We start from the raw sequence: 20953 nt of genomic DNA, 5'->3' as shown, positions 1-20953 counted from the left end.
GAGCTGCCGCAGGCTGCGATCTTTTGATTTTGTTTTGCAATAGCAAGATCAAAAGATCGCAGCCTGCGGCAGCTCCTACAGGGTATGTGTGCGGCTGATCGGCTAGAAAAACCAGGCGATAACGCCAGTTTCAACTTCACCCTTGTAGACCGTCCTGCCCACCCCCATATTGGGGCGACTGACGCGTGAAGGAATCCAAATTGAGCGAACTTCTCAACCGCCGCCTGGCTCTGCTCGGCGAGCGCGCTAACCTCTCTCTGCTCGAGCAGTGCCTGCACGGTATCGAACGTGAATGCCTGCGCGTGACCAGCGAAGGTCGCCTGGCGCAAACGCCGCACCCCGAAGCCTTGGGTTCCGCGCTGACCAACGAACAAATCACCACCGACTACTCCGAGTCGCTGCTGGAATTCATCACGCCCGCCCTGCCTGACCCGGCTGATACGCTGGCGAGCCTGGACAAGATTCACCGTTTTGCCTACAGCAAACTCGGCAACGAGTACCTGTGGAGTCCATCGATGCCGTGCCCGTTGCCGGCCGAGGAAGACATCCCGATCGCCTATTACGGCACCTCCAACATCGGTCAGCTCAAGTACGTTTACCGCAAGGGCCTGGCCCTGCGCTACGGCAAGACCATGCAGTGCATTGCCGGGATTCACTACAACTTCTCGCTGCCGGAAAAGCTCTGGCCGCTGCTGCGTGAAACCGAAGGGTTTGTCGGCACCGACCGCGATTTCCAGTCGTTTTCCTACATCGCGCTGATCCGTAATTTCCGTCGTTATAGCTGGCTGCTGATGTACCTGTTCGGTGCCTCGCCAGCGCTGGACGCCGGTTTCCTGCGTGGTCGTTCGCATCAGCTCGAACAGCTCGATCCGGACACCTTGTACTTACCGTACGCGACCAGCCTGCGTATGAGCGACCTCGGTTACCAGAGCAACGCCCAGGCCGGTCTGACGCCGTGCTACAACGATCTGGCGAGTTACACCGACAGCCTGCGCAAAGCCGTGGCCACGCCTTACGCGCCTTACGTTGAAGTCGGCACGCACAAGGATGGTGAGTGGGTGCAGCTCAACACCAACATCCTGCAGATCGAAAACGAGTACTACTCCAACATCCGCCCGAAACGCGTGACCTACACCGGCGAGCGGCCGATTCAGGCGCTGGTGGCCCGTGGCATTCAGTACGTCGAAGTGCGCTGCCTGGACATCAACCCGTTCCTGCCGATGGGCATCGACCTCACCGAGTCGCGCTTCCTCGACGCGTTCCTGCTGTTCTGCGCGCTGAACGACAGCCCGCTGCTGACCAACACTTCGTGCGGCAATGCGACGTCGAACTTCCTCAGCGTGGTCAAGGAAGGTCGTCGTCCGGGTCTGGAGTTGCAGCGTGACGGTGAGTCGGTCGAGATGAAGACCTGGGCTGCCGAACTGCTGGAACAAATCGCGCCACTGGCGGCGTTGCTGGATCAGTGCCATGGCGGCGATGCGCACAGCAAGGCGCTGGATACGCAACTGGCCAAGGTCAGTGATCCGTCCCTGACGCCTTCCGCGCAGGTTTTGGCGGCGATGGCTGAGCATAAGGAAAGCTTTGCGCAGTTCTCGTTGCGTCAGAGTCAGGCGCACGCGGAGTTTTTCCGTAGCGAGCCTTTGGCGGCGGATGAACAGGCGAAGTTTGAGGAGCTGGCGCGTACTTCGCTGGCAGCGCAGGCTGAGCTTGAGCAGAACGAGGTGGGGGATTTTGGTGTGTTTGTCGGGTCGTATCAGGCGAGCATCCTCGCCATCAGCAATTAAAAGCCCCTCACCCTAGCCCTCTCCCGGAGGGAGAGGGGACTGACCGCGTTGTTGATGCGAAGTACGCCGACCTGAACTACCGAGCCGAACTCAAGCCTTGAAAAGCACAGAGATCGGCCCCCTTCCCCTCGCCCCCTTTGGGGAGAGGGCTGGGGTGAGGGGGCAAAGATCTAACGTCGAACGCTAGATCCGAGATATCCACAATTTTGATCGTTCCCACGCTCCGCGTGGTAACGCCTCAAGGGACGCTCCGCGTCCAGGTGACGCAGAGCGTCACCGGCTGCATTCCCACGCAGAGCGTGGGAACGATCTGCTCCCTCGCTCTTAGATTTTTCCGCTCATAAGCTCATTCGAAAAAGTTATTTATTTACTGATTCTTAGATCATTTAGTCTCCTTTCACGCCGACGCTCGGTCGCCTGATATGGAGCTCTTCAATGAAACTGAATTTCCCGCTTCGCCTGCTCGCCGTAGCCTCTCTGGCTGCCGCGAGTTTTCTGGCTCAGGCCGCCGACCTCACCGTCGCCTACCAAACCACCGTTGACCCGGCGAAAGTCGCTCAGGCCGACGGCGCTTACGAAAAAGCCACCAAAGCCGACATTGCCTGGCGCAAGTTCGACAACGGCGCCGACATCATCGCCGCCATCGCTTCCGGCGACGTGCAGATTGGCTACCTCGGTTCGAGCCCGCTGACCGCCGCGATCACCCGCAAAGTCCCGGTCGAAACTTTCCTGATTGCCACCCAGATCGGCGCCGCCGAAGCACTGGTCGCGCGCGACGGTTCCGGCATCAAGACTCCGCAGGATCTGATCGGCAAGAAAATCGCCGTACCGTTCGTATCCACCGGTCACTACAGCCTGCTCGCCGCACTGAAGCACTGGAACATCGATCCAGCGAAAGTCACCATCCTCAACCTCGCGCCCCCAGCCATCGTTGCTGCGTGGAAACGCGGCGACATCGACGCCACTTACGTTTGGGATCCGGCGCTGGGCGTAGCCAAAGAAAACGGCAAAGTGCTGATCACCTCCGGCGAGCTGGCCAAGTTCGGCGCGCCGACTTTCGATGCGTGGATCGTGCGCAAAGACTTCGCCGAGAAGCACCCGGAAATCGTCACCGCATTCGCCAAGGTCACCCTCGACGCCTACGCCGACTACCGCAAAGACCCGAAAGCCTGGCTCGCCGATCAATCCAACGTCGACAAACTGGTGAAACTCTCCGGCGCCAAGGCCAGTGATATTCCGCTGCTGCTGCAAGGCAACGTCTACCCGCTCGCGGCTGATCAGGTCGTCACCCTCGGCGCGCCGACCACCAAAGCCATCACCGACACCGCTGCGTTCCTCAAGGAACAAGGCAAGGTCGAAGCCGTTCTGCCGGACTACGCGCCGTACGTCAGCGCCAAATTCATCACCAACTGATCGGGAGTTAACCGCGATGGCCTTGCTACAGCTGGAGCGCATCAGCGCACAGTACCCGGGCAGCCCGACACCGGTGCTGGCGGATATTTCTCTGACCCTGGGGCCTCAGCAATTGCTGGTCGCCCTCGGCCCGTCCGGCAGTGGCAAGACTTCGCTGTTGAACCTGATTGCCGGTTTCGTTGAACCGAGCGCCGGGCGCATCACCCTCGACGGCGTGCCAGTCAAAGGCCCGAGCGCCGAACGTGGCGTGGTGTTTCAGGATGACGCCTTGTTGCCTTGGCAGGACGTGTTGGCCAACGTCGCATTCGGTCTGGAACTGGCCGGCGTCGCCAAGGACAAACGCGAAAAAATCGCCCGTGAAATGCTCGCACTGGTTGATCTTTCCGGTTTCGAAAGCCGCCGCATCTGGCAACTCTCCGGTGGCCAGAAACAACGCGTCGGCCTCGCCCGCGCTCTCGCCGCTGACCCGCGTGTATTGCTGATGGACGAGCCTTTCGGTGCCCTCGACGCGTTCACCCGCGAACAGATGCAGGAACTGTTGCTGCAAGTCTGGCAACGCACCGCCAAGCCGGTTTTCCTGATTACCCATGACATTGAAGAAGCGGTGTTCCTCGCCACTGACCTGATTCTGCTCGCGCCGAATCCGGGGCAGATCGTTGAGCGTCTGCACCTGGATTTCGGTCAGCGTTACGCCGCTGGCGAGTCCGCCCGCGCGATCAAATCCGATCCGCGTTTTATCGAAACCCGCGAACACGTGCTGAGCAAAGTGTTCTCGCAACGCAGCGCCGGGCAACGGCAGGAGCGCGCATGAGCAGTTACGACGTTTCCTCGGCGGCGGTAAAACCGGTCAGCGCATCGGTGGTGATTCCGCTGCGCCGCAGCCTCAGCACGCGCTGGATCAGCCTGTTGACGCTGTTCGCTTTGGTGGCGATCTGGTGGGCAGTGACTGCCACCGGTTTGATCGAACCGCTGTTCCTGCCGCCGCCGTCCGCCGTGCTGCAAAAGGGCTGGTTGCTGGCGACCACCGGTTACATGGATTCGACGTTGTGGCAGCACCTTGGTGCGAGCCTGAGCCGCATCGGTCTGGGCCTTGGTTTCGCGATTTTGACCGCTGTGCCGGTGGGCATTGCGATCGGCGCCAACCGCATCGCCCGTGGCGTGCTCGATCCGCTGATCGAGTTCTACCGCCCGATTCCGCCATTGGCTTATCTGCCGCTGATTGTGATCTGGTGCGGCATCGGCGAGTTGTCGAAAGTGCTGTTGATTTATCTGGCGATTTTCGCGCCGATTGCCATCGCTACCGCCACCGGCGTGCGCACGGTTGACCCGGCGAAATTGCGCGCGGCGCAGTCGTTGGGTGCGACGCGTTTGCAGCTGATTCGCCATGTGATTTTGCCGAGCGCGTTGCCGGACATTCTCACTGGTGTGCGCATTGGTCTGGGGGTTGGTTGGTCGACGTTGGTTGCTGCCGAATTGATCGCTGCCACCAGTGGCCTGGGTTTCATGGTGCAGTCGGCCGCGCAATTCCTGGTCACCGATGTCGTGGTGCTGGGGATTCTGGTCATCGCCCTGATCGCCTTCGCCATGGAAATGGGCCTGCGCGCCCTGCAACGCAAACTGGTGCCGTGGCACGGCCAGGCCCACTGATTTTTGTGTAGGAGCTGAGCTTGCTCGCGAAGGCGGTGTATCTGTCAGCACAAAACCGCCTGACCCGACGCCTTCGCGAGCAAGCTCAGCTCCTACAGACTGACTACCCCGACACATCGGGGCCCAAGAATTAAAGAGAAAGACCATGAGCAGCCTCAACATCACCCCATTAAGCTCGGCCCTCGGCGCACAGATCAGCGGCGTCGACATCAGCCAGCCGCTGTCCTTGGAACACCGCGACGCCATCGAGCAGGCGCTGCTCAAATACCAGGTTTTGTTCTTCCATAACCAGCCAATCGAACCTTCGCAACAAGCGCGTTTCGCTGCCTATTTCGGCGACCTGCACATTCACCCGATCTACCCGAACGTGCCGGAACAACCGGAAGTGCTGATTCTCGACACCGCCGTCACCGACGTGCGCGACAACGCGATCTGGCACACCGACGTGACCTTCCTGCCGACGCCAGCGATGGGCGCGGTACTTAGCGCCAAATTGCTGCCGGAGTTTGGTGGCGACACGTTGTGGGCCAGCGGGATTGCTGCGTATGAAGCGCTGTCAGCGCCGATGAAAAGTTTGCTCGAAGGGCTGACCGCGACTCACGATTTCACTCGTTCGTTTCCGCTGGAGCGTTACGGCAACACGCCTGAAGCGCTGGCGCAGTGGGAAGAGGCACGACGCAAGAATCCACCGCTTTCACACCCGGTGATTCGCACGCATCCGGTCAGTGGGCGGCGCTCGCTGTTCGTCAACGAAGGCTTCACGTCGAAGATCAATGAACTGTCGGAAACCGAGAGCGAGGCGATTCTGAAGTTTTTGTTTGCCCACGCGACGCGGCCGGAATTCACCATTCGCTGGCGCTGGCAACAGGACGATATTGCGTTCTGGGACAACCGCGTGACCCAGCATTACGCGGTAGATGATTACCGCCCGGCGCGGCGGGTGATGCAGCGGGCGACGGTGTTGGGGGATGTGCCGTTTTTTTAGGATCAAAAGATCGCAGCCTGCGGCAGCTCCTACCTTGATCGTTCCCACGCTCTGCGTGGGAATGCCGCCCGGACGCTCTGCGTCCCATCTAAAGCCGAACGCGGAGCGTCCGTGGATGCATTCCCACGCGGAGCGTGGGAACGATCAGCTTCGAGAGGCTCACTCCGCCGTCGAAGGCTTCTCCCACAGATTGATCCCGCCCTCTTGGGCAAACCGGTCAATCTCCGCCAGCTCTTCAGCACTAAAGCTCAAATTTTTCAACGCCCCAACGTTCTCGATAATCTGCTCCGGCCGGCTCGCACCAATCAACGCCGAGGTCACCCGAGGATCGCGCAGCGTCCACGCCAGCGCCAGTTGCGCCAGACTCTGACCACGACGCTTGGCGATCTCGTTCAGTGCGCGCACATGAGCGATGTTGGCCTCGGACAAGTGCGAAGCCTGCAACGAACCACCGCCCGGACGATTGACCCGCGCATCCGCCGGCACGCCGTTGAGGTATTTGTCGGTGAGCAGCCCTTGCGCCAGCGGAGTGAAAGCAATCACGCCCGTGCCGAGTTCGTCGGTGGTGTCGAGCAGATCTTTTTCCACCCAGCGATTGAGCAAGTTGTATGCCGGTTGGTGGATCAACAACGGCACTTTCCACTCTTTGAGCAGCGCAGCGATCTCACGGGTTTTCACGCCGGAATACGACGAGATCCCGATGTACAACGCCTTGCCTTGCTGCACAGCAGTGGCGAGGGCGCTGGCGGTTTCTTCCAGTGGGGTGTCCGGGTCGAAGCGGTGCGAATAGAAGATATCCACATAGTCCAGACCCAGGCGTTGCAGGCTCTGGTCGAGGCTGGCCAGCACGTATTTGCGCGAGCCGCCGCCCTGACCGTAAGGGCCGGGCCACATGTCCCAACCGGCCTTGCTGGAGATGATCAGTTCATCGCGATACTGCTTGAAGTCTTCACGCAGCAGACGACCGAAATTGATCTCGGCGCTGCCGTACGGCGGGCCGTAGTTGTTGGCCAGGTCGAAGTGGTTGATGCCCAGATCGAACGCGGTGCGCAGCAAGGCGCGTTGAGTGTCGATCGGCGTGCTGTCACCGAAGTTGTGCCACAGGCCCAGCGACAGCGCTGGCAGCACCAGACCGCTGCGCCCGACGCGGCGGTAAGGGATGGAGTCATAGCGATTTTCGGCAGCGGTGTAAGTCATCGAATCCTCTCTTGTCTGTCTTTTAGTCATCTGAAACCGAACACCTTTGTGGCGAGGGGATTTATCCCCGTTGGGTGGCGAAGCCGCCCCAAAACCTGAAACTTCGATGAATCAGGTGCGCCGAATGCGCTGGTTTTACGACTGCTCCGCAGCCGAACGGGGATAAATCCCCTCACCACAAAAGCTCTACCAATCATGCGAAACGGTTTACAGGTCGGGCCAGGCCAAGGTTCTGGCGCAATGTCCGGCCCTCGTACTCCGTTCTGAACAACCCACGCCGTTGCAGTTCCGGCACCACGCCGTTGGCGAAGTCTTCGAGCCCGCCCGGCAGGTGCGGCACCAGCACGTTGAAGCCGTCCGCCGCGCCCTGTTCGAACCATTCCTGCAAACGATCTGCAATCTGCTCAGGCGTACCGACCAGGCTGTAATGCCCGCGCCCGCCAGCAATCTTGCGACCCAGTTCGGCAAGGCTCAGGTTCTCCCGCCCCGCCAGCTCAGTGAGCAATTTCTGCCGACTCTGCTGGCCGCTTTCGGTCAATGGCAACGCCGGTAACGGCCCGTCCAGCGGGTACTTCGACAAATCGAAGTTGCCCAGCATACGCCCAAGTAAAGCCACGCCAACCTCAGGTTCGACTAATTGCTGAAACGTTTCACATTTTTCCTGCGCTTCGGCTTCGGTACCGCCGACCACAACAAAAACTCCCGGCATGATTTTCAGCGAATCGGCGCTGCGACCGTACTTGGGCAGACGTCCCTTGAGGTCGGCGTAGAACGCCTGAGCGTTGGCCAGAGACGTCTGCGCGGTGAACACCACTTCAGCCGTCTGCGCCGCCAATTCACGCCCAGTCTCGGAAGAGCCGGCCTGCACGATCACCGGTTGCCCCTGCGGCGAGCGTGCAACATTCAACGGCCCTTTGACCCGAAAGTGCTCGCCGACATGATCCAGCACATGCAACTTCGCAGGGTCGTAATACGCCCCGCTCGCCTTGTCGCGCACAAACGCATCGTCCTCCCAACTGTCCCAAAGCCCGGTGACCACCTGATGGAATTCCCGCGCACGGCTGTAGCGTTCGGCATGGCCGATATGCTCATCACGACCAAAATTCAGCGCCTCGGCAGCATTGTCCGAGGTCACCAGATTCCACCCCGCTCGGCCGCCTGATAAGTGATCAAGCGAGGCGAATTTGCGCGCCACGTGATACGGCTCGTTGTAGCTGGTGGTCGCCGTCGCAATCAGGCCGATGTGCTCGGTCACCGCACTCAGCGCCGAGAGCAACGTCAACGGCTCAAAGTGATCAGAGCGCGCCATGCGACTGGCGATGTCCTGGGTCGGCGCGGCGACGCTGTCAGCGACAAACAATGCATCGAATTTCGCCGCCTCGGCAATCTGCGCCAGCCGCTTGTAATGGGCGAAATCCAGACCTGCATTCGCCGGCACATCAGGATGCCGCCACGCTGCGACGTGGTGCCCGGTGGCCATGAGAAATGCGCCGAGTTTCAACTGTCTGCTCATCTCAGAAATCCTTGCGCAGTTGCACGCCGAAGTAGCGTTCGTCGTCGCGTGGCACGGCGCGGTAGATGTAGTTGCCACCGCTGGCGAGCACCGGTGAGTAAGACTTGTCAGTGAGGTTTTTGCCGAGCAGCGCAACACGCCAGCCATTGCTGTAATCGGCGAGTGCGACGCTGGCGTTCCAGATGCCGTAGGCGCCCTGTTTGGTGTCGACGTTCTGGCTGATGTCGTACTGCACTTCGCTCTGCCAGCTGTAGTCGGTGCCGAGTTCGATATCCAGACCGTTATCCAACGGAATCGTGTAATCGGCGCGAACGTAGCTTTTCCAGTCCGGGCTGAACGGCAGCGGTTTGCCGTTGACGTTGCAGGACGCCGCCGCGCCCGCCGGGCAGGCGAATTCGTCGATGCGTGCGCGGGTGTAAGCGAGTGCGCCGGACAGTTTCAATTGCTGGGTCGCTTGCAGGGCGTAATCGAGCTCGACGCCTTCGGTGCTGACGCTGCCGGCGTTGATCAGACGCGTCACCACTTGCCCGGCGACGGTGTCGAAGAAGTTCGCCTGATAGTTGTCGTACTCGCTGTGAAACACCGCGAGGTTGGTGGTCAGGCGGTTGTTCCAAGACGTGGCTTTGATGCCCGCCTCCCAAGTGTTGGAGGTTTCCGGTTTCAGCGCTTCGGTGTCGCGCGGCTGCATGTTGAAGAACACGTTGTAGGCCGGGCCTTTGTAGCCGCGCGAGTAGGTCAGGTACATGGTGACGGCGTCGCTCAAGTCGTACTGCACTCCGAGGCGACCAGACCAGCCATCTTCATCGACGGAACCTGAGCTGCTGGTCGCCGGTTGGATACCGCTGACGGTGGTGGCCGACGTCGACACGCGGCGGTGATCGTATTCGAGATCATCGTGGGTGTAGCGCAGGCCGGCGATGCCGCGAAAGTCCGAAGTGAAGTTCAGCGTGCTCTCGCCAAACACCGCGTAACTGTCGCTGGTGGTGCTGTAGTTGGCAACGCCACGGTCGGTGCGCGTGGTGGTCGTCAGGGTGCGCTGATAGGTTTCTTCGTCCTTGCCGTGCATGTAGAACAGACCGCCGACGTATTCGAGGAATTCGCCTTTCGGTGAGGCCAGGCGCAGCTCTTGCGAGTATTGATCGAACGCCAGATCACCCTTATCCGCCGTGCCGGGAAACGCTGCGGTCACCGTGCCGAGACGGTCGCCGTCCTGATATTGGGTGTTGTCCCAGCCACGCCACGCGGTGATCGACGTCAGCGTGTAATCGCCCAGTTGCCAGTCGAGCTGGCCGGACAAACCTTTGTTGATGTCCTCGACGTGAGTGCGGGTGTCGGTGTTGATGTCGCGGTTGTGGCTGGAGGCGTACGCCGGGCTCAGCGCATTGGCGAAGGCCGGGGTCAGCGACTTGCTGACGACGCCATTGGGGCCGTCGTCGTGGGACTGCATGTAGTCGGCGATCAGGGTGAAAGTGACGTCGTCATTCGGGGTGAATTCGAGTTTGCCGCGCACGCCACGATGGTTGTAGCCGTTGACCTCCTGACCATTATGTTGGTTGTCGACGTTGCCATCGTAGGTGCCGAACAGCGTGCTGATCGAGCCCTTCAACGTCTCAGGAATCAGGCTGCCGCCGAGGCCGAAACGGGTGCGGCTTTCGTTGCCGCTGTAATACGACTGATCGATGTAGCCGTGGGTCTCGGCGGTGGGTGCCTTGCTGGTGATGTTGAGCACGCCAGCCGAGGCGTTCTTGCCGAACAGCGTGCCTTGCGGGCCACGTAAAACCTCGACGCGCTCAAGATCCAGCAAATCCATGGTCGCCTGTCCCGGACGCGCATACACCACGCCATCGATCACCGTCGCCACGGTTGGCTCAACGCCTGGAGAAGTGGAAATTGTGCCAACGCCGCGCACGAACAACGAGGTGTCTTTGTTCGATGCGCCGGTGCGGAAATTCAGCGACGGTACTTGCTGGACGATGCTTGCCACGCCGTTGCGGTTATCGCGCTCGAGCTGCTCGCCGTCGATCACCGAGACCGCAACCGGCACCTTTTGCAGCGACTCTTCGCGGCGGGTCGCGGTGACGGTGACCGACTTCAGCGTCGGCTCCTGATCGCTGCTGTCAGCAGCGAATGCATTGGGCAACGGCAGCGCCGCCAACCCCGTCAGTAACCAGCCAGCGGCGCGAATCGACTGCGCCAGTTTGTGTGTCGCCCCAGGAATGTTGTGCATGTTCTGCCCGCTCGAAATTGGCCCTGATCCGCTGCCGTTCTGCGACGACAGCGCCTGAATCGGTGTCTTGGGCATTCGCTCGAGCGAGTAGCAGACAACGCGCTTTGTTAGCGCTAACATCGGCAATATTGGCCATCCGCACATAGACCGTCCAATACTGAAAAATTAGTTTTATATGCGATTTGGTTTTTAACAAGGATCGAACCATGAGCGAAGAAAAGCCGCGCAAACGACGTGGCGCCGGACGCGTGACCCTGAATGCCGTGGCGCGCGATGCCGGGGTTTCGGCGATCACCGTGTCGCGCTACTTCAATCAGCCCGAACAGGTGTCGCCTGAACGCCGCGAGCGGATCGCGGCAGTGGTGGCTGATTTGGGTTACGTGCCGAATCTGGTAGCCGGCGGGCTGGCCTCGGCGCGGGGGAAAATTGTCGGCATGGTCATTCCGAACATCTCCGGGCCGATCTTCGCCAATACCATTCAGGGCTTCAGCGATACGCTCAGTCGTCATGGTTATCAACTGTTGCTGGCGTCGAGTTATTTCAGCACCGAACAGGAAGAGAACGCAGTGCGCGCGTTTCTCGGCTGGGCGCCGGCGGCGCTGGTGCTGACCAGTCACTTTCACAGCGCGGGTACGGAAAAAATGATCGCCGAGGCGGATATTCCGGTGATCGAAACCTGGGATTACCAACCGGAGCGGGAGCCGATGCAGATCGGTTTTTCGCATTTCGACGTAGGCGTGACGGCGGCGAATTATCTGCTGGAAAAAGGTTATCGACGCATTGCGTTCGTGCAGAACAGCGCTGCGGGTGACTTCAGCGCCCTGGAACGCCGCGACGGTTACGCGGCGACCTTGCGAGAGGCCGGCGTGGAGCCGTGGGTCTTTGCCCCCGACGCTGATCGTACGCCCTTCGAAGCCGGCAAACAGGCGATGGACGCCCTGATGAACGCCTCACCGCGCCCCGACGCGATCATCTTCGCCAACGACAACCTCGCCGCCGGCGGCCTCCTCGCCGGGCAACGCGCGGGCATTAAAATCCCTGAAGACTGCGCCGTTCTCGGCTTCGGTGATTACCCGTTCGCCGAGATGCTGCTGCCGAGCCTGAGCACGATCAAACCGCCGGCGCTGGAGATCGGTGTGCTGGCGGCGACACGCGTGCTGGAAAGTCTTGGTGTATTGCCGAGCGATGAAGTGCAACGCCTGAATTTGCTGCAGTGCCAAGTCATCGAACGGGAAAGCACCTGATGGATATGGCGGGGGCTGGATTGGCTATGCTCTAAAGGAAACCGAGGTGGCCCCTTCGCGAGCAGGCTCGCTCCCACAGGGATTTCCTGTGTACATAAAATTTATGTCCAGCCGGGATCCATTGTGGGAGCGAGCCTGCTCGCGAAAGCGATCCTTCAGGCAATGCACATCCACCAGGCAGAACCCGCCATGCACACCGCTATCATCATTTTCTTCGGCCTGGTTCTGCTCGCCCTGATGCTCTACATCGGCGAGCGCATCGGTTTCAGTCGCCAGACCATGGCCTACAGCTTCGCCGCTCTGTGGCTAGCGTTGACGGTGATTAATGGCGCGGTGGGTGTGGTGCATGCGAAGCAACCGCTGGGTTCGGAAATAGCGATTGGCAGTGCGGTGTTCGGCTTGCCGATGGCGGCGATGGTGTTGTTCATGGTGCTGAGCGCCGGGTCGTAAAACGTCCCGGCGCCCAGCTGCCAATCAACGCACCAGATGCAAAAACTGCATATGCCGTTCGTACTGATCGAGGATGTCGTTGATGATCTGCTCTTTGGTGTAGCCGACCAGATCGTAGTCCTGACTGCCCTCGCTCAAATGCACTTCGGCGCGGTAGTAGCGGCGATTGTTGAGCTGCTTCGAGCCCATCCCGCCACGCGCGAAGGACGGCGTGAAGTAGCCGCGCATCTGCACCTGATAGATGAACGGATGCGCATCGCCATGGCCGATTTCGAGGCTGACGCTGTCATTCGCCGGATCCGGCTGGGTGACCACGTTCAGGCCTTTCTCGACGAACACCGCCGTCACTTCTTCAATCGCCGGGCGCACCGTGGTGTCCATGAAGCGGTACACCTCGTCGCGTGACGGGAAGTGCACAGCCTGACTCAGACGCTGTCGCCAGCCACCCGTACCACGCCGCGATCCCGAAACCGGTGCCAGCGAATGCAACTGCGCGATCTGCTTCTGCGATTCGAGATAGAACGCCTTGTGCAGGCCCCACATCATCAACAACAGAATCAGCGAGAACGGCAACGAGGTCAGCACCACCGCTGACTTCAGCGCATCGATGCTGCCGGAGAACAGCAGCGCACTGGTGATCAGCGCAGTCATCGCGCCCCAGAACACCCGCAGCCATTTCGGCCCGTCTTCGTCCGGGCTACCGCCCTTGGCCGACAAAGTCGAGAGCACCACGGTGCCGGAATCGGCAGAGGTGACGAAGAACACGAAGCTGATAAACACCGTCACGGCGATGACGGTTTTGCTCCATGGATAGGTTTCCAGCAGCAGGTAAATGCTCATCGACGGGTTGTCGAGGGCCGACATGCCCAGCGCACTCATGCCGTGGTTGAGCACCTGATCGATGGCGCTGTTGCCGAAGATCGACATCCACGCGAGGGTGAAACCGAGCGGAATCAACAGCACGCCGAAAACGAATTCACGGATGGTGCGGCCACGGGAAATCCGTGCGATGAACAGACCCACGAACGGCGACCATGCAATCCACCAGGCCCAGTAAAACACCGTCCAGCCGCCGAGCCAGTCGCTCGGTTTGTCGTAGGCGTAGAGGTCGAAACTCTTCATCGGCAAGGCGCCGAGGTAGTCGCCGATATTCTGGATCAAGGTGTTGAGCAGATGCTGGGTAGGCCCGGCGAACAACACGAACAGCAGCAGTGCACAGGCCAGCAGCATGTTGATGTCGGACATCACCCGCACGCCTTTATCGACGCCGGAGACCGCAACAATGATCGCCGCGCCCATCATCAGCGTGATCAGGCCGACCTGAATCCACTGGGTGTGCGCGATGCCGAACAGGTAGTCGAGACCGGAGTTGAGGTGCAGCACGCCGAAGCCCATGTCGGCACCGAGGCCGAACACCGTGGCGATGATGCCGAAGCCATCGACCGCGTAACCGATCGGGCCGTTGATGCGTTTGCCGATCAGCGGATACAGCGCCGAGCGCAGCGCCAGCGGCAGGTTGTGGCGGTAAGCGAAGTAGGCCAACGCCATGCCGACGAAGGCGAACACGCCCCAGCCATGCAGGCCCCAGTGCAGAAACAGAATCTGCATCGCCTGACGCGCCGCATCCGCGGTGCCGGCCTCGCCTTGCGGCGGCTGGAGCATGTGGGTCAGCGGTTCCGAAACGCAGAAGAAGAACAGCGTGATGCTGATGCCGGCGGCGAACAGCATGCCGGCCCAGGACAGGTAACTGAATTCGGGCTCGTCGTGGTCGGCACCGAGTTTTATCTTGCCGTAGCCGGATAAGGCGGTGACCACCACGAAGACCAGATACAGGGTCATCGCGAGCATGTAGTACCAGCCGACCGTATTGGCCGCCCAGTTTTGCGCTTCCAGCAACCAGGCGCCTGCCTGTTCAGGCATGGCGATGACCACGAGACCAAACAGCAGAATGACCGTCGCGGCGAAATAGAACACCGGCGGATTCATGCGCACCAGACCGCTGGCGGGGGTAGACGATGCACTCATGAAACGTGCACCTCGAGGGGTTTAGACGTGGCTGAAATGATCGGACTCAGCAAAGGCAAGCCTCCTGTTGTGAGCGGGCAGCGAACCACCGGTTTAACTTGAATGAACGTTCAAGTTAAACATGGATGGGGGGGTAAGGACTAATCGTACGGCTAGGCGGTAGTTTTCCTACGCTAGCTCAAGGATGGGTATGACGCGGGTTTGAGGGGATTCGTTCAATAGCCCCTCACCCTAACCCTCTCCCGGAGGGAGAGGGGACTGATTGGGGAATATTTGAGAGATACGCCGACGTGATCCTGCTTTACCGAATCCATAATCGACTCGGTATTTCAGGTCGATGGATAACCCAAAACACCTCGGTCGGCCCCCTCTCCCTCCGGGAGAGGGCTGGGGTGAGGGTCAGCTTTTAAAGCCTTACTTCTGCGTCCCGTCATCATGCTGCAAATTCGCCTGAGTCAGATTGCACCCCGCCGGCACACTGCGCGTCAGCCACACATTGCCGCCAATGGTCGAACCCTTACCGATGGTGATCCGTCCGAGAATCGTCGCCCCGGCGTAAATCACCACATCATCTTCAACAATCGGATGACGCGGATGGCCCTTCTGCAACTGACCGTCTTCATCTGCCGGGAAGCGTTTGGCGCCCAACGTCACCGCCTGATAAATCCGCACGCGCTCGCCAATGATCGCGGTCTCGCCGATCACCACACCCGTGCCATGATCGATAAAGAAGCTACGGCCGATCTGCGCGCCCGGATGGATATCAATCCCGGTCGCCGAATGGGCGATTTCCGCGCTTATCCGCGCCAGCAACGGCAGCCCCGCGCGATACAAATGGTGCGCCAGACGATGGTGAATCACCGCCAGAATCCCCGGGTAGCACAGCAGCACTTCATCAACACTGCGCGCTGCCGGATCACCGTGGTAGGCCGCGAGCACATCGGTATCGAGCAGTGTGCGCAAGCCCGGCAAGGCCAGGGCAAAGTCCTGGATTATCTCAATCGCACGGGCTTCGACTTCGGTGTCATCCGAAGCGCTGTGGCGGGCGACATAACGCAGCTCCAGGCGCGTCTGCGCCAACAAGGCATTCAGGGCGACATCAAGGGTGTGACCGACGTAGAAATCTTCACTCTCTTCGCGCAGATCCACCGGCCCCAGACGCATCGGGAACAACGCGCCGCACAGCGCTTCGAGAATCTCCGCCATCGCCGCCCGCGACGGCAACTCGCGACCACCCTGCTCGCCGGACGCCCGGCCGTTCTGTGCCCGCCACTGATCCCGCGCGCTGCGCAGTTGACTGACGATGGTCTGCAATTGCCAATGGCTGGAACGCTCGCTCACGGTAAAGACTCCTCACGGGCGGCCGGACTGTCTGGCCGCGTCAACGGCGACTACTTTACGGCATGCTCGCGAGGGCGAATTAAGAACCGATAGTGCTGGGCTCAGTTCATTTGGCTATAAGCGATTCGCGGTTGCCCCTGCAAAAACCCGTGCCTATAGTCCTTTCATCTTTCTCCGCCAGTACGGACTCATGATCAAGAATCAGCTGGAACGCTTTAACCGTCTCGACCTGCTCGGCCATCCAACGCCGCTGGAAAAACTCGAACGCCTGTCCGCATGGCTCGGTCGCGAGGTGTACATCAAGCGCGATGACCTGACGCCGCTGGCCATGGGCGGCAACAAACTGCGCAAACTCGAATACCTCGCCGCTGATGCCTTGGCGCAAGGCGCCGACACGCTGATCACCGCCGGCGCGCTGCAATCGAACCACGTCCGCCAGACCGCTGCGCTGGCCGCCAAACTCGGTCTCGGTTGTGTGGCATTGCTGGAAAATCCGCTGGGCACCGACGACAGCAACTACACCGGTAACGGCAACCGACTGCTGCTGGATCTGTTCGACACCAAGGTCGAACTGGTCGACAACCTCGACAACGCGGATGAACAACTCGCCGCCCTCGCAGTGCGTTTGCGCAGCAACGGCAAGAAGCCGTATCTGGTGCCGATTGGCGGTTCGAACGCCCTCGGTGCGCTGGGTTATGTGCGCGCCGGTCTGGAACTGGCCGAGCAAATCAAAGACACCGGCTTGAGTTTCGCCGCCGTGGTGTTGGCCTCGGGCAGCGCCGGCACGCACAGTGGTCTGGCCTTGGCGTTGAGCGAAGTGTTGCCACAGTTGCCGGTGATCGGCGTGACGGTTTCGCGCAGTGAAGAAGATCAGCGGCCGAAGGTGCAAGGGCTGGCTGAGCGTACGGCGGCGCTGCTCGGCGTCGAACTGCCGGCGGATTTCAAGGTCGAGTTGTGGGACGAATACTTCGGCCCGCGCTATGGCGAGCCGAATGCCGGGACGTTGGCGGCGGTGAAGTTGCTGGCGAGTCAGGAGGCGGTGCTGCTGGATCCGGTTTATACCGGCAAGGCGATGGCGGGGTTGCTGGATGGGATTGGTCGTCAGCGCTTTGATGCAGGCCCGATCATTTTCCTGCACACCGGCGGCGCGCCGGCGTTGTTTGCCTATAGGGATTTTCTGTAACGAGATCGTTCCCCACGCTCTGCGTGGGAATGCAGCCTGGGACGCTCCGCGTCCCTTTTAAAGCTGGAACGCGGAGCGTCCCCAGAGGCATTCCCACGCAGAGCGTGGGAACGATCAATATTCAAATAAGATCTAACAAATTAGATATTAAGTATTTTCAAGTCTAACGCAGACATCTTATAGTCTCGCCGTAGGCGAATTTCGCGCAAGACGCATAAGCTGCTTTAGGGCACGATAACGCAGGCGCACGAATCACGAATTCGCCAACTTTCCTTTAGCGTCTTCCATAAGAAAACACAGGGGCTCGTCATGAATTTTTCCGCACTACGTCGCAATCTGCTGGTGGGTTCACTGGGTCTGGCGCTGAGCGCCGGTCTGATCAGCCAAGCCATGGCCGGTGAGCAGCTACAACAGATCAAGGACAAAGGCGTTATCAACGTCGGCCTGGAAGGCACTTACCCTCCGTTCAGCTTCGTCGATGCCGACGGCAAACTGTCCGGTTTCGAAGTCGAGCTCTCGGAAGCGATCGCGCAAAAACTCGGCGTCAAAGCGAAGATCCAGCCGACCAAATGGGACGGCATCCTCGCCGCGCTGGAATCCAAGCGTCTGGACGTTGTGGTCAACCAAGTGACCATCTCCGACGAGCGCAAAAAGAAGTATGACTTCTCCGAGCCGTACACCGTTTCCGGTATTCAGGCGCTGGTGCTGAAGAGCAAGGAGTCTGCACTGAACATCAAGACCGCCGCTGACCTGTCCGGCAAAAAAGTCGGTGTGGGCCTGGGCACCAACTACGAACAATGGGTTCGCGCCAACGTGCCGGGCGCTGACGTGCGCACTTACGATGATGATCCGACCAAGTTCGCCGACCTCAACAACGGTCGCACCGACGCCATCCTGATCGACCGTCTGGCCGCGCTGGAATACGCCAAGAAAGCCCCGAAAACCGTCGCCGCCGGTGAAGCCTTCTCCCGTCAGGAAGCCGGTGTTGCCCTGCGTAAAGGTGAGCCGGAACTGCTGGCTGCCGTGAACAAGGCCATCGACGAACTTCGTGCTGACGGCACGTTGAAGAAGCTGTCCGAGAAGTACTTCAACGCAGACGTCACTAAATAATGGAAGTTGGACTTCAATTCGAAGCGCACTTCCCGCAGTTGAGCCAGCAACTCGCCGAGACATCGGCGCTGTTGCTGGACTCCGCGCCCTTTCTGCTCAAGGGCGCGTACTACACGGTAGTCCTCAGCCTCGGCGGGATGTTCTTCGGCTTGCTGCTGGGCTTCGGCCTGGCGTTGATGCGCCTGTCGCGCTTCAAATCAGTGAGCTGGCTGGCGCGCGTGTATGTGTCGTTCTTTCGCGGGACGCCGTTGCTGGTGCAGTTGTTCGTGATCTATTACGGCTTCCCGCAACTGGGAATCGAACTGGATCCGTTACCCGCAGCGCTGATCGGCTTCTCGCTGAACATGGCCGCGTACGCCTGTGAAATTCTGCGCGCCGCGATCGGTTCGATCGAGCGTGGTCAGTGGGAAGCTGCTGCGAGCATCGGCATGACCCGCGCGCAAACCTTGCGTCGGGCCATCCTGCCGCAAGCAATGCGCACGGCGCTGCCGCCGCTGGGCAACAGCTTCATCTCGCTGGTCAAGGACACGGCACTGGCCGCCACCATTCAGGTGCCGGAGCTGTTCCGTCAGGCGCAACTGATTACCGCCCGGACTTTCGAAGTCTTCACCATGTATCTTGCCGCCGCGCTGATCTACTGGATTCTGGCCACGGTGCTTTCGCACTTCCAGAACAAGTTGGAAGAGCGGGTCAATCGGCACGACCAGGAGTCCTGACGCGATGATTGTCGTGGAAAAACTGACCAAGCAATTCAAGGGTCAGGTCGTGCTCAACGGCATCGACCTCGAGGTCAAGGAAGGTGAAGTCGTTGCGATCATCGGCCCCAGCGGTTCGGGGAAAACGACGTTCCTGCGCTGCCTGAATTTCCTTGAACAACCCACCAGCGGCCGGATCAAGGTCGGCGATATCGAAATCGATACCAGCCGCCCGTTGAACCAGCAGCAGGGTCTGGTGCGCAATTTGCGCCAGCACGTGGGTTTCGTCTTTCAGAACTTCAATCTGTTCCCGCACCGCACCGCGCTAGAAAATGTCATCGAAGGCCCGGTTGTGGTCAAGAAGATGCCACGCGACGCCGCCATTGCCCTGGGCAAAAAGCTGATGGCCAAGGTCGGTCTGGCGGGCAAAGAGGACGCTTATCCGCGTCGTCTGTCTGGTGGTCAGCAACAGCGTGTGGCGATTGCCCGGGCGCTGGCGATGGAGCCGGAAGTGATCCTGTTCGACGAGCCGACTTCAGCCCTCGATCCGGAACTGGTGGGTGAAGTGCTGGCGACCATTCGTGGTCTCGCCGAAGAGAAACGCACCATGGTTATCGTGACTCACGAAATGGGTTTTGCCCGCGACGTGGCCAACCGAGTGGTGTTTTTCGACAAAGGCGTGATCGTCGAACAAGGCGAAGCCAAAGCGTTGTTTGCCAACCCGAAAGAAGAGCGCACCAAACAGTTTCTCAGCAAGTTTCTGAATCACGCCTGAATCTGTTCAATGCGTTAAACGATAACTTCCACGGATGGAAGTTAGGCTTATCCCGCCGAATAAACTTCCTGCAATAACAAACACCCTAAATGCAGTGCACTTATATGTTCTGCAACAGACACATATCAATAGAAAACCCTGCTCAAACCATGATTGGGTTCAAACAGTCTCGCCCTCGAAACCGGCAAAACGCCCGGATAATCGTGGTCTCATTCGCCAATCCTCCTAGGCAGAATGCCTCGCAAGTGTAGGAAGGTTCTGATTAATTCGTAATTCACGGATTAGCTTAACGCCTCTATTGACTCCACTTCCCGCACGCTCTTATCTAGTCGCCAACCGACGTTTATTAGTTCAACCAACCAGCATTCTGACGCAACAGAAGTTCACTGTTGTATTGCCTGGCAATTCACGCCTTTTGTTTTTCAGAAACGGACTTCGCTGCAAGGCTTCAAGGAGAGAAACCGATGACTCGCACTTCGAACACCCCCGAACTGGCGGCGCCGATCCTCGCGTCCGCGCAAAAAACCGGCATCAACCTGTCTGCGGCTGCACACCTGCTGATCGAGGTGACGCCCTACTCCGGCATGGACGCCGGCGATCTGATCGAACTGTTCTGGAATCGCTGCTACGTCGCCTCCCGTGTACTCACCCGCGACGAGGTGGGCGAGGCCGTCAGTCTGCGTGTGCCGGAGAGTTTTATCGTCGACGGTACGGCGAGCATTCATTACCGGCTCATGCAGGTTGGTCAAGGCCCGGCGCTGTCGGCGGCGACGCGGGTGCAGGTCAAACTCGATTGCCCGGGCGGCCAGCCCTCAGCGCTGTCTGGGGACGAAAACCAGCAATTGGCTCCCGTCACCCTGCCCGACACTATTCGCCGTCAGGGCGTGAATCCGAACCAGATCAAACGCGGTGTGCCGCTGACCATCGAGCCTTACGTGAACATGGCCGAAGACGACGAAATCACCTTGCGCTGGGGCGATGTGCGCATGGATCTGCCGGCAGTCACGGCGGCCGATGTCGGGCGGGCGATTCAGGTTTGGGTACCGCCGGCGGTGATTGTCGAAGCGGGCGAGGATTTGCGCCTGGACGTGACGTACTGCGTGATTGATCGGGTGGGCAACAACTCGCGCTGGGCACCGCCACGGACATTGAAGATTGGATGCGCGAATCCTTATCTGAAAGTGCCGCTGAGGCCGGAGCTCAAGGCCGCAGAATCACGCAAGCCTTAGCCCACATCTCCAAGAGAAAGGGGATTCTGTGGTGAGGGGATTCATCCCCGATGGGCTGCGCAGCAGCCCCATTAGAAGCGGGGCCGCTGCGCGCCCCATCGGGGATGCATCCCCTCACCACAAAATCCAATCACC

17 protein-coding genes are annotated in these 20953 nt (G+C 59.9%); 12 read left to right on the top strand and 5 right to left on the bottom strand.

The genetic code is table 11. From position 1 onward, the window contains the following. Window positions 1-200: 200 nt before the first annotated feature. The 5 genes from gshA (at window position 201) to tauD (ending at window position 5829) form a co-directional block, all read left to right on the top strand. The gene (gene gshA, locus QMX93_RS22665; protein ID WP_282358044.1) at window positions 201-1784 is read left to right on the top strand and encodes a glutamate--cysteine ligase; all 1584 of its coding nucleotides are present in this window, start codon (window positions 201-203) and stop codon (window positions 1782-1784) included. Window positions 1785-2219: 435 nt separating this feature from the next. Beyond that, window positions 2220-3197 carry a taurine ABC transporter substrate-binding protein gene (gene tauA / locus QMX93_RS22660; RefSeq protein ID WP_282358043.1) on the top strand — a complete coding sequence of 326 codons (978 nt, stop codon included), beginning with the start codon at window positions 2220-2222 and terminating at the stop codon, window positions 3195-3197. Between the two features lie 16 nt (window positions 3198-3213). Beyond that, on the top strand, window positions 3214-4008 hold the full coding sequence (tauB, locus tag QMX93_RS22655; protein WP_007917917.1) for a taurine ABC transporter ATP-binding subunit: 795 nt from the start codon (window positions 3214-3216) through the stop codon (window positions 4006-4008). Continuing rightward, window positions 4005-4844: a taurine ABC transporter permease TauC gene (gene tauC, locus QMX93_RS22650; RefSeq protein WP_282358042.1), complete on the top strand. Its 840-nt coding sequence runs from the start codon at window positions 4005-4007 to the stop codon at window positions 4842-4844. Before tauB ends, tauC begins: the two co-directional genes overlap by 4 nt. Before the next feature lie 145 nt (window positions 4845-4989). Continuing rightward, window positions 4990-5829 carry a taurine dioxygenase gene (tauD, locus tag QMX93_RS22645; protein ID WP_282358041.1) on the top strand — a complete coding sequence of 280 codons (840 nt, stop codon included), beginning with the start codon at window positions 4990-4992 and terminating at the stop codon, window positions 5827-5829. 159 nt (window positions 5830-5988) lie between these two features. On the opposite strand, the gene mgrA is transcribed toward tauD, so the two are convergent. From mgrA to QMX93_RS22630, 3 genes are all read right to left on the bottom strand, one after another. Beyond that, window positions 5989-7026 carry an L-glyceraldehyde 3-phosphate reductase gene (mgrA, locus tag QMX93_RS22640; protein WP_007917913.1) on the bottom strand — a complete coding sequence of 346 codons (1038 nt, stop codon included), beginning with the start codon at window positions 7024-7026 and terminating at the stop codon, window positions 5989-5991. Between the two features lie 193 nt (window positions 7027-7219). After that, the gene (locus QMX93_RS22635) at window positions 7220-8539 is read right to left on the bottom strand and encodes an LLM class flavin-dependent oxidoreductase (protein WP_282358040.1); all 1320 of its coding nucleotides are present in this window, start codon (window positions 8537-8539) and stop codon (window positions 7220-7222) included. A gap of 1 nt (window position 8540) precedes the next feature. Beyond that, the gene (locus QMX93_RS22630) at window positions 8541-10766 is read right to left on the bottom strand and encodes a TonB-dependent receptor (protein WP_282358046.1); all 2226 of its coding nucleotides are present in this window, start codon (window positions 10764-10766) and stop codon (window positions 8541-8543) included. Window positions 10767-10972: 206 nt separating this feature from the next. Between QMX93_RS22630 and QMX93_RS22625 the strand changes: the two genes are divergently transcribed. Then, a complete protein-coding gene (locus tag QMX93_RS22625) occupies window positions 10973-12010 on the top strand; it encodes a LacI family DNA-binding transcriptional regulator (RefSeq protein WP_282358039.1) in 1038 nt (345 codons plus the stop codon). Between the two features lie 189 nt (window positions 12011-12199). Further along, complete coding sequence (locus QMX93_RS22620; RefSeq protein WP_282358038.1) at window positions 12200-12460, top strand: hypothetical protein; 261 nt, start codon at window positions 12200-12202, stop codon at window positions 12458-12460. A gap of 24 nt (window positions 12461-12484) precedes the next feature. Here QMX93_RS22620 and betT read toward each other — a convergent pair whose 3' ends face one another. Together betT and epsC are read right to left on the bottom strand one after the other, a co-directional pair. Continuing rightward, window positions 12485-14446 carry a choline transporter BetT gene (gene betT, locus QMX93_RS22615; protein ID WP_171057266.1) on the bottom strand — a complete coding sequence of 654 codons (1962 nt, stop codon included), beginning with the start codon at window positions 14444-14446 and terminating at the stop codon, window positions 12485-12487. A 453-nt stretch (window positions 14447-14899) separates the two neighbouring features. Beyond that, a complete protein-coding gene (gene epsC, locus QMX93_RS22610) occupies window positions 14900-15826 on the bottom strand; it encodes a serine O-acetyltransferase EpsC (protein ID WP_212549991.1) in 927 nt (308 codons plus the stop codon). A 190-nt stretch (window positions 15827-16016) separates the two neighbouring features. On the opposite strand from epsC, the gene QMX93_RS22605 reads away from it, so the two are divergent. The 5 genes from QMX93_RS22605 to QMX93_RS22585 all read left to right on the top strand — a co-directional run bounded on the left by QMX93_RS22605 (window position 16017) and on the right by QMX93_RS22585 (window position 20818). Further along, a complete protein-coding gene (locus QMX93_RS22605) occupies window positions 16017-17009 on the top strand; it encodes a D-cysteine desulfhydrase (RefSeq protein WP_282358037.1) in 993 nt (330 codons plus the stop codon). Between the two features lie 309 nt (window positions 17010-17318). After that, window positions 17319-18119: a cystine ABC transporter substrate-binding protein gene (gene tcyJ / locus QMX93_RS22600; RefSeq protein WP_212549993.1), complete on the top strand. Its 801-nt coding sequence runs from the start codon at window positions 17319-17321 to the stop codon at window positions 18117-18119. Then, window positions 18119-18835, top strand: coding sequence for a cystine ABC transporter permease (tcyL, locus tag QMX93_RS22595; RefSeq protein ID WP_249342477.1), 717 nt, complete (start codon window positions 18119-18121; stop codon window positions 18833-18835). The genes tcyJ and tcyL overlap by 1 nt, the downstream gene beginning before the upstream one ends. Before the next feature lie 4 nt (window positions 18836-18839). After that, window positions 18840-19589: an L-cystine ABC transporter ATP-binding protein TcyN gene (tcyN, locus tag QMX93_RS22590; RefSeq protein WP_053116512.1), complete on the top strand. Its 750-nt coding sequence runs from the start codon at window positions 18840-18842 to the stop codon at window positions 19587-19589. A 464-nt stretch (window positions 19590-20053) separates the two neighbouring features. Continuing rightward, window positions 20054-20818, top strand: coding sequence for a hypothetical protein (locus QMX93_RS22585; RefSeq protein WP_282358036.1), 765 nt, complete (start codon window positions 20054-20056; stop codon window positions 20816-20818). Window positions 20819-20953: the final 135 nt, after the last annotated feature.

The organism is Pseudomonas sp. PS01303, assembly GCF_029959385.1.
GTDB classification, from domain to species: Bacteria; Pseudomonadota; Gammaproteobacteria; order Pseudomonadales; family Pseudomonadaceae; genus Aquipseudomonas; species Aquipseudomonas rustica.
The sequence above is the reverse complement of the archived record's forward strand: the minus strand, read 5'-3'. Positions and strand labels throughout refer to the sequence as shown.

What these genes read in the sequence shown, in the direction of transcription:
- tauA (WP_282358043.1), top strand. Translation starts at nt 2,220, where the DNA reads ATGAAACTGAATTTCCCGCTTCGCCTGCTCGCCGTAGCCTCTCTGGCT.
- tauB (WP_007917917.1), top strand. Translation starts at nt 3,214, where the DNA reads ATGGCCTTGCTACAGCTGGAGCGCATCAGCGCACAGTACCCGGGCAGC.
- tauC (WP_282358042.1), top strand. Translation starts at nt 4,005, where the DNA reads ATGAGCAGTTACGACGTTTCCTCGGCGGCGGTAAAACCGGTCAGCGCA.
- tauD (WP_282358041.1), top strand. Translation starts at nt 4,990, where the DNA reads ATGAGCAGCCTCAACATCACCCCATTAAGCTCGGCCCTCGGCGCACAG.
- mgrA (WP_007917913.1), bottom strand. Translation starts at nt 7,026, where the DNA reads ATGACTTACACCGCTGCCGAAAATCGCTATGACTCCATCCCTTACCGC.
- QMX93_RS22635 (WP_282358040.1), bottom strand. Translation starts at nt 8,539, where the DNA reads ATGAGCAGACAGTTGAAACTCGGCGCATTTCTCATGGCCACCGGGCAC.
- QMX93_RS22630 (WP_282358046.1), bottom strand. Translation starts at nt 10,766, where the DNA reads ATGCACAACATTCCTGGGGCGACACACAAACTGGCGCAGTCGATTCGC.
- QMX93_RS22625 (WP_282358039.1), top strand. Translation starts at nt 10,973, where the DNA reads ATGAGCGAAGAAAAGCCGCGCAAACGACGTGGCGCCGGACGCGTGACC.
- QMX93_RS22620 (WP_282358038.1), top strand. Translation starts at nt 12,200, where the DNA reads ATGCACACCGCTATCATCATTTTCTTCGGCCTGGTTCTGCTCGCCCTG.
- betT (WP_171057266.1), bottom strand. Translation starts at nt 14,446, where the DNA reads ATGAATCCGCCGGTGTTCTATTTCGCCGCGACGGTCATTCTGCTGTTT.
- QMX93_RS22605 (WP_282358037.1), top strand. Translation starts at nt 16,017, where the DNA reads ATGATCAAGAATCAGCTGGAACGCTTTAACCGTCTCGACCTGCTCGGC.
- tcyJ (WP_212549993.1), top strand. Translation starts at nt 17,319, where the DNA reads ATGAATTTTTCCGCACTACGTCGCAATCTGCTGGTGGGTTCACTGGGT.
- tcyL (WP_249342477.1), top strand. Translation starts at nt 18,119, where the DNA reads ATGGAAGTTGGACTTCAATTCGAAGCGCACTTCCCGCAGTTGAGCCAG.
- tcyN (WP_053116512.1), top strand. Translation starts at nt 18,840, where the DNA reads ATGATTGTCGTGGAAAAACTGACCAAGCAATTCAAGGGTCAGGTCGTG.
- QMX93_RS22585 (WP_282358036.1), top strand. Translation starts at nt 20,054, where the DNA reads ATGACTCGCACTTCGAACACCCCCGAACTGGCGGCGCCGATCCTCGCG.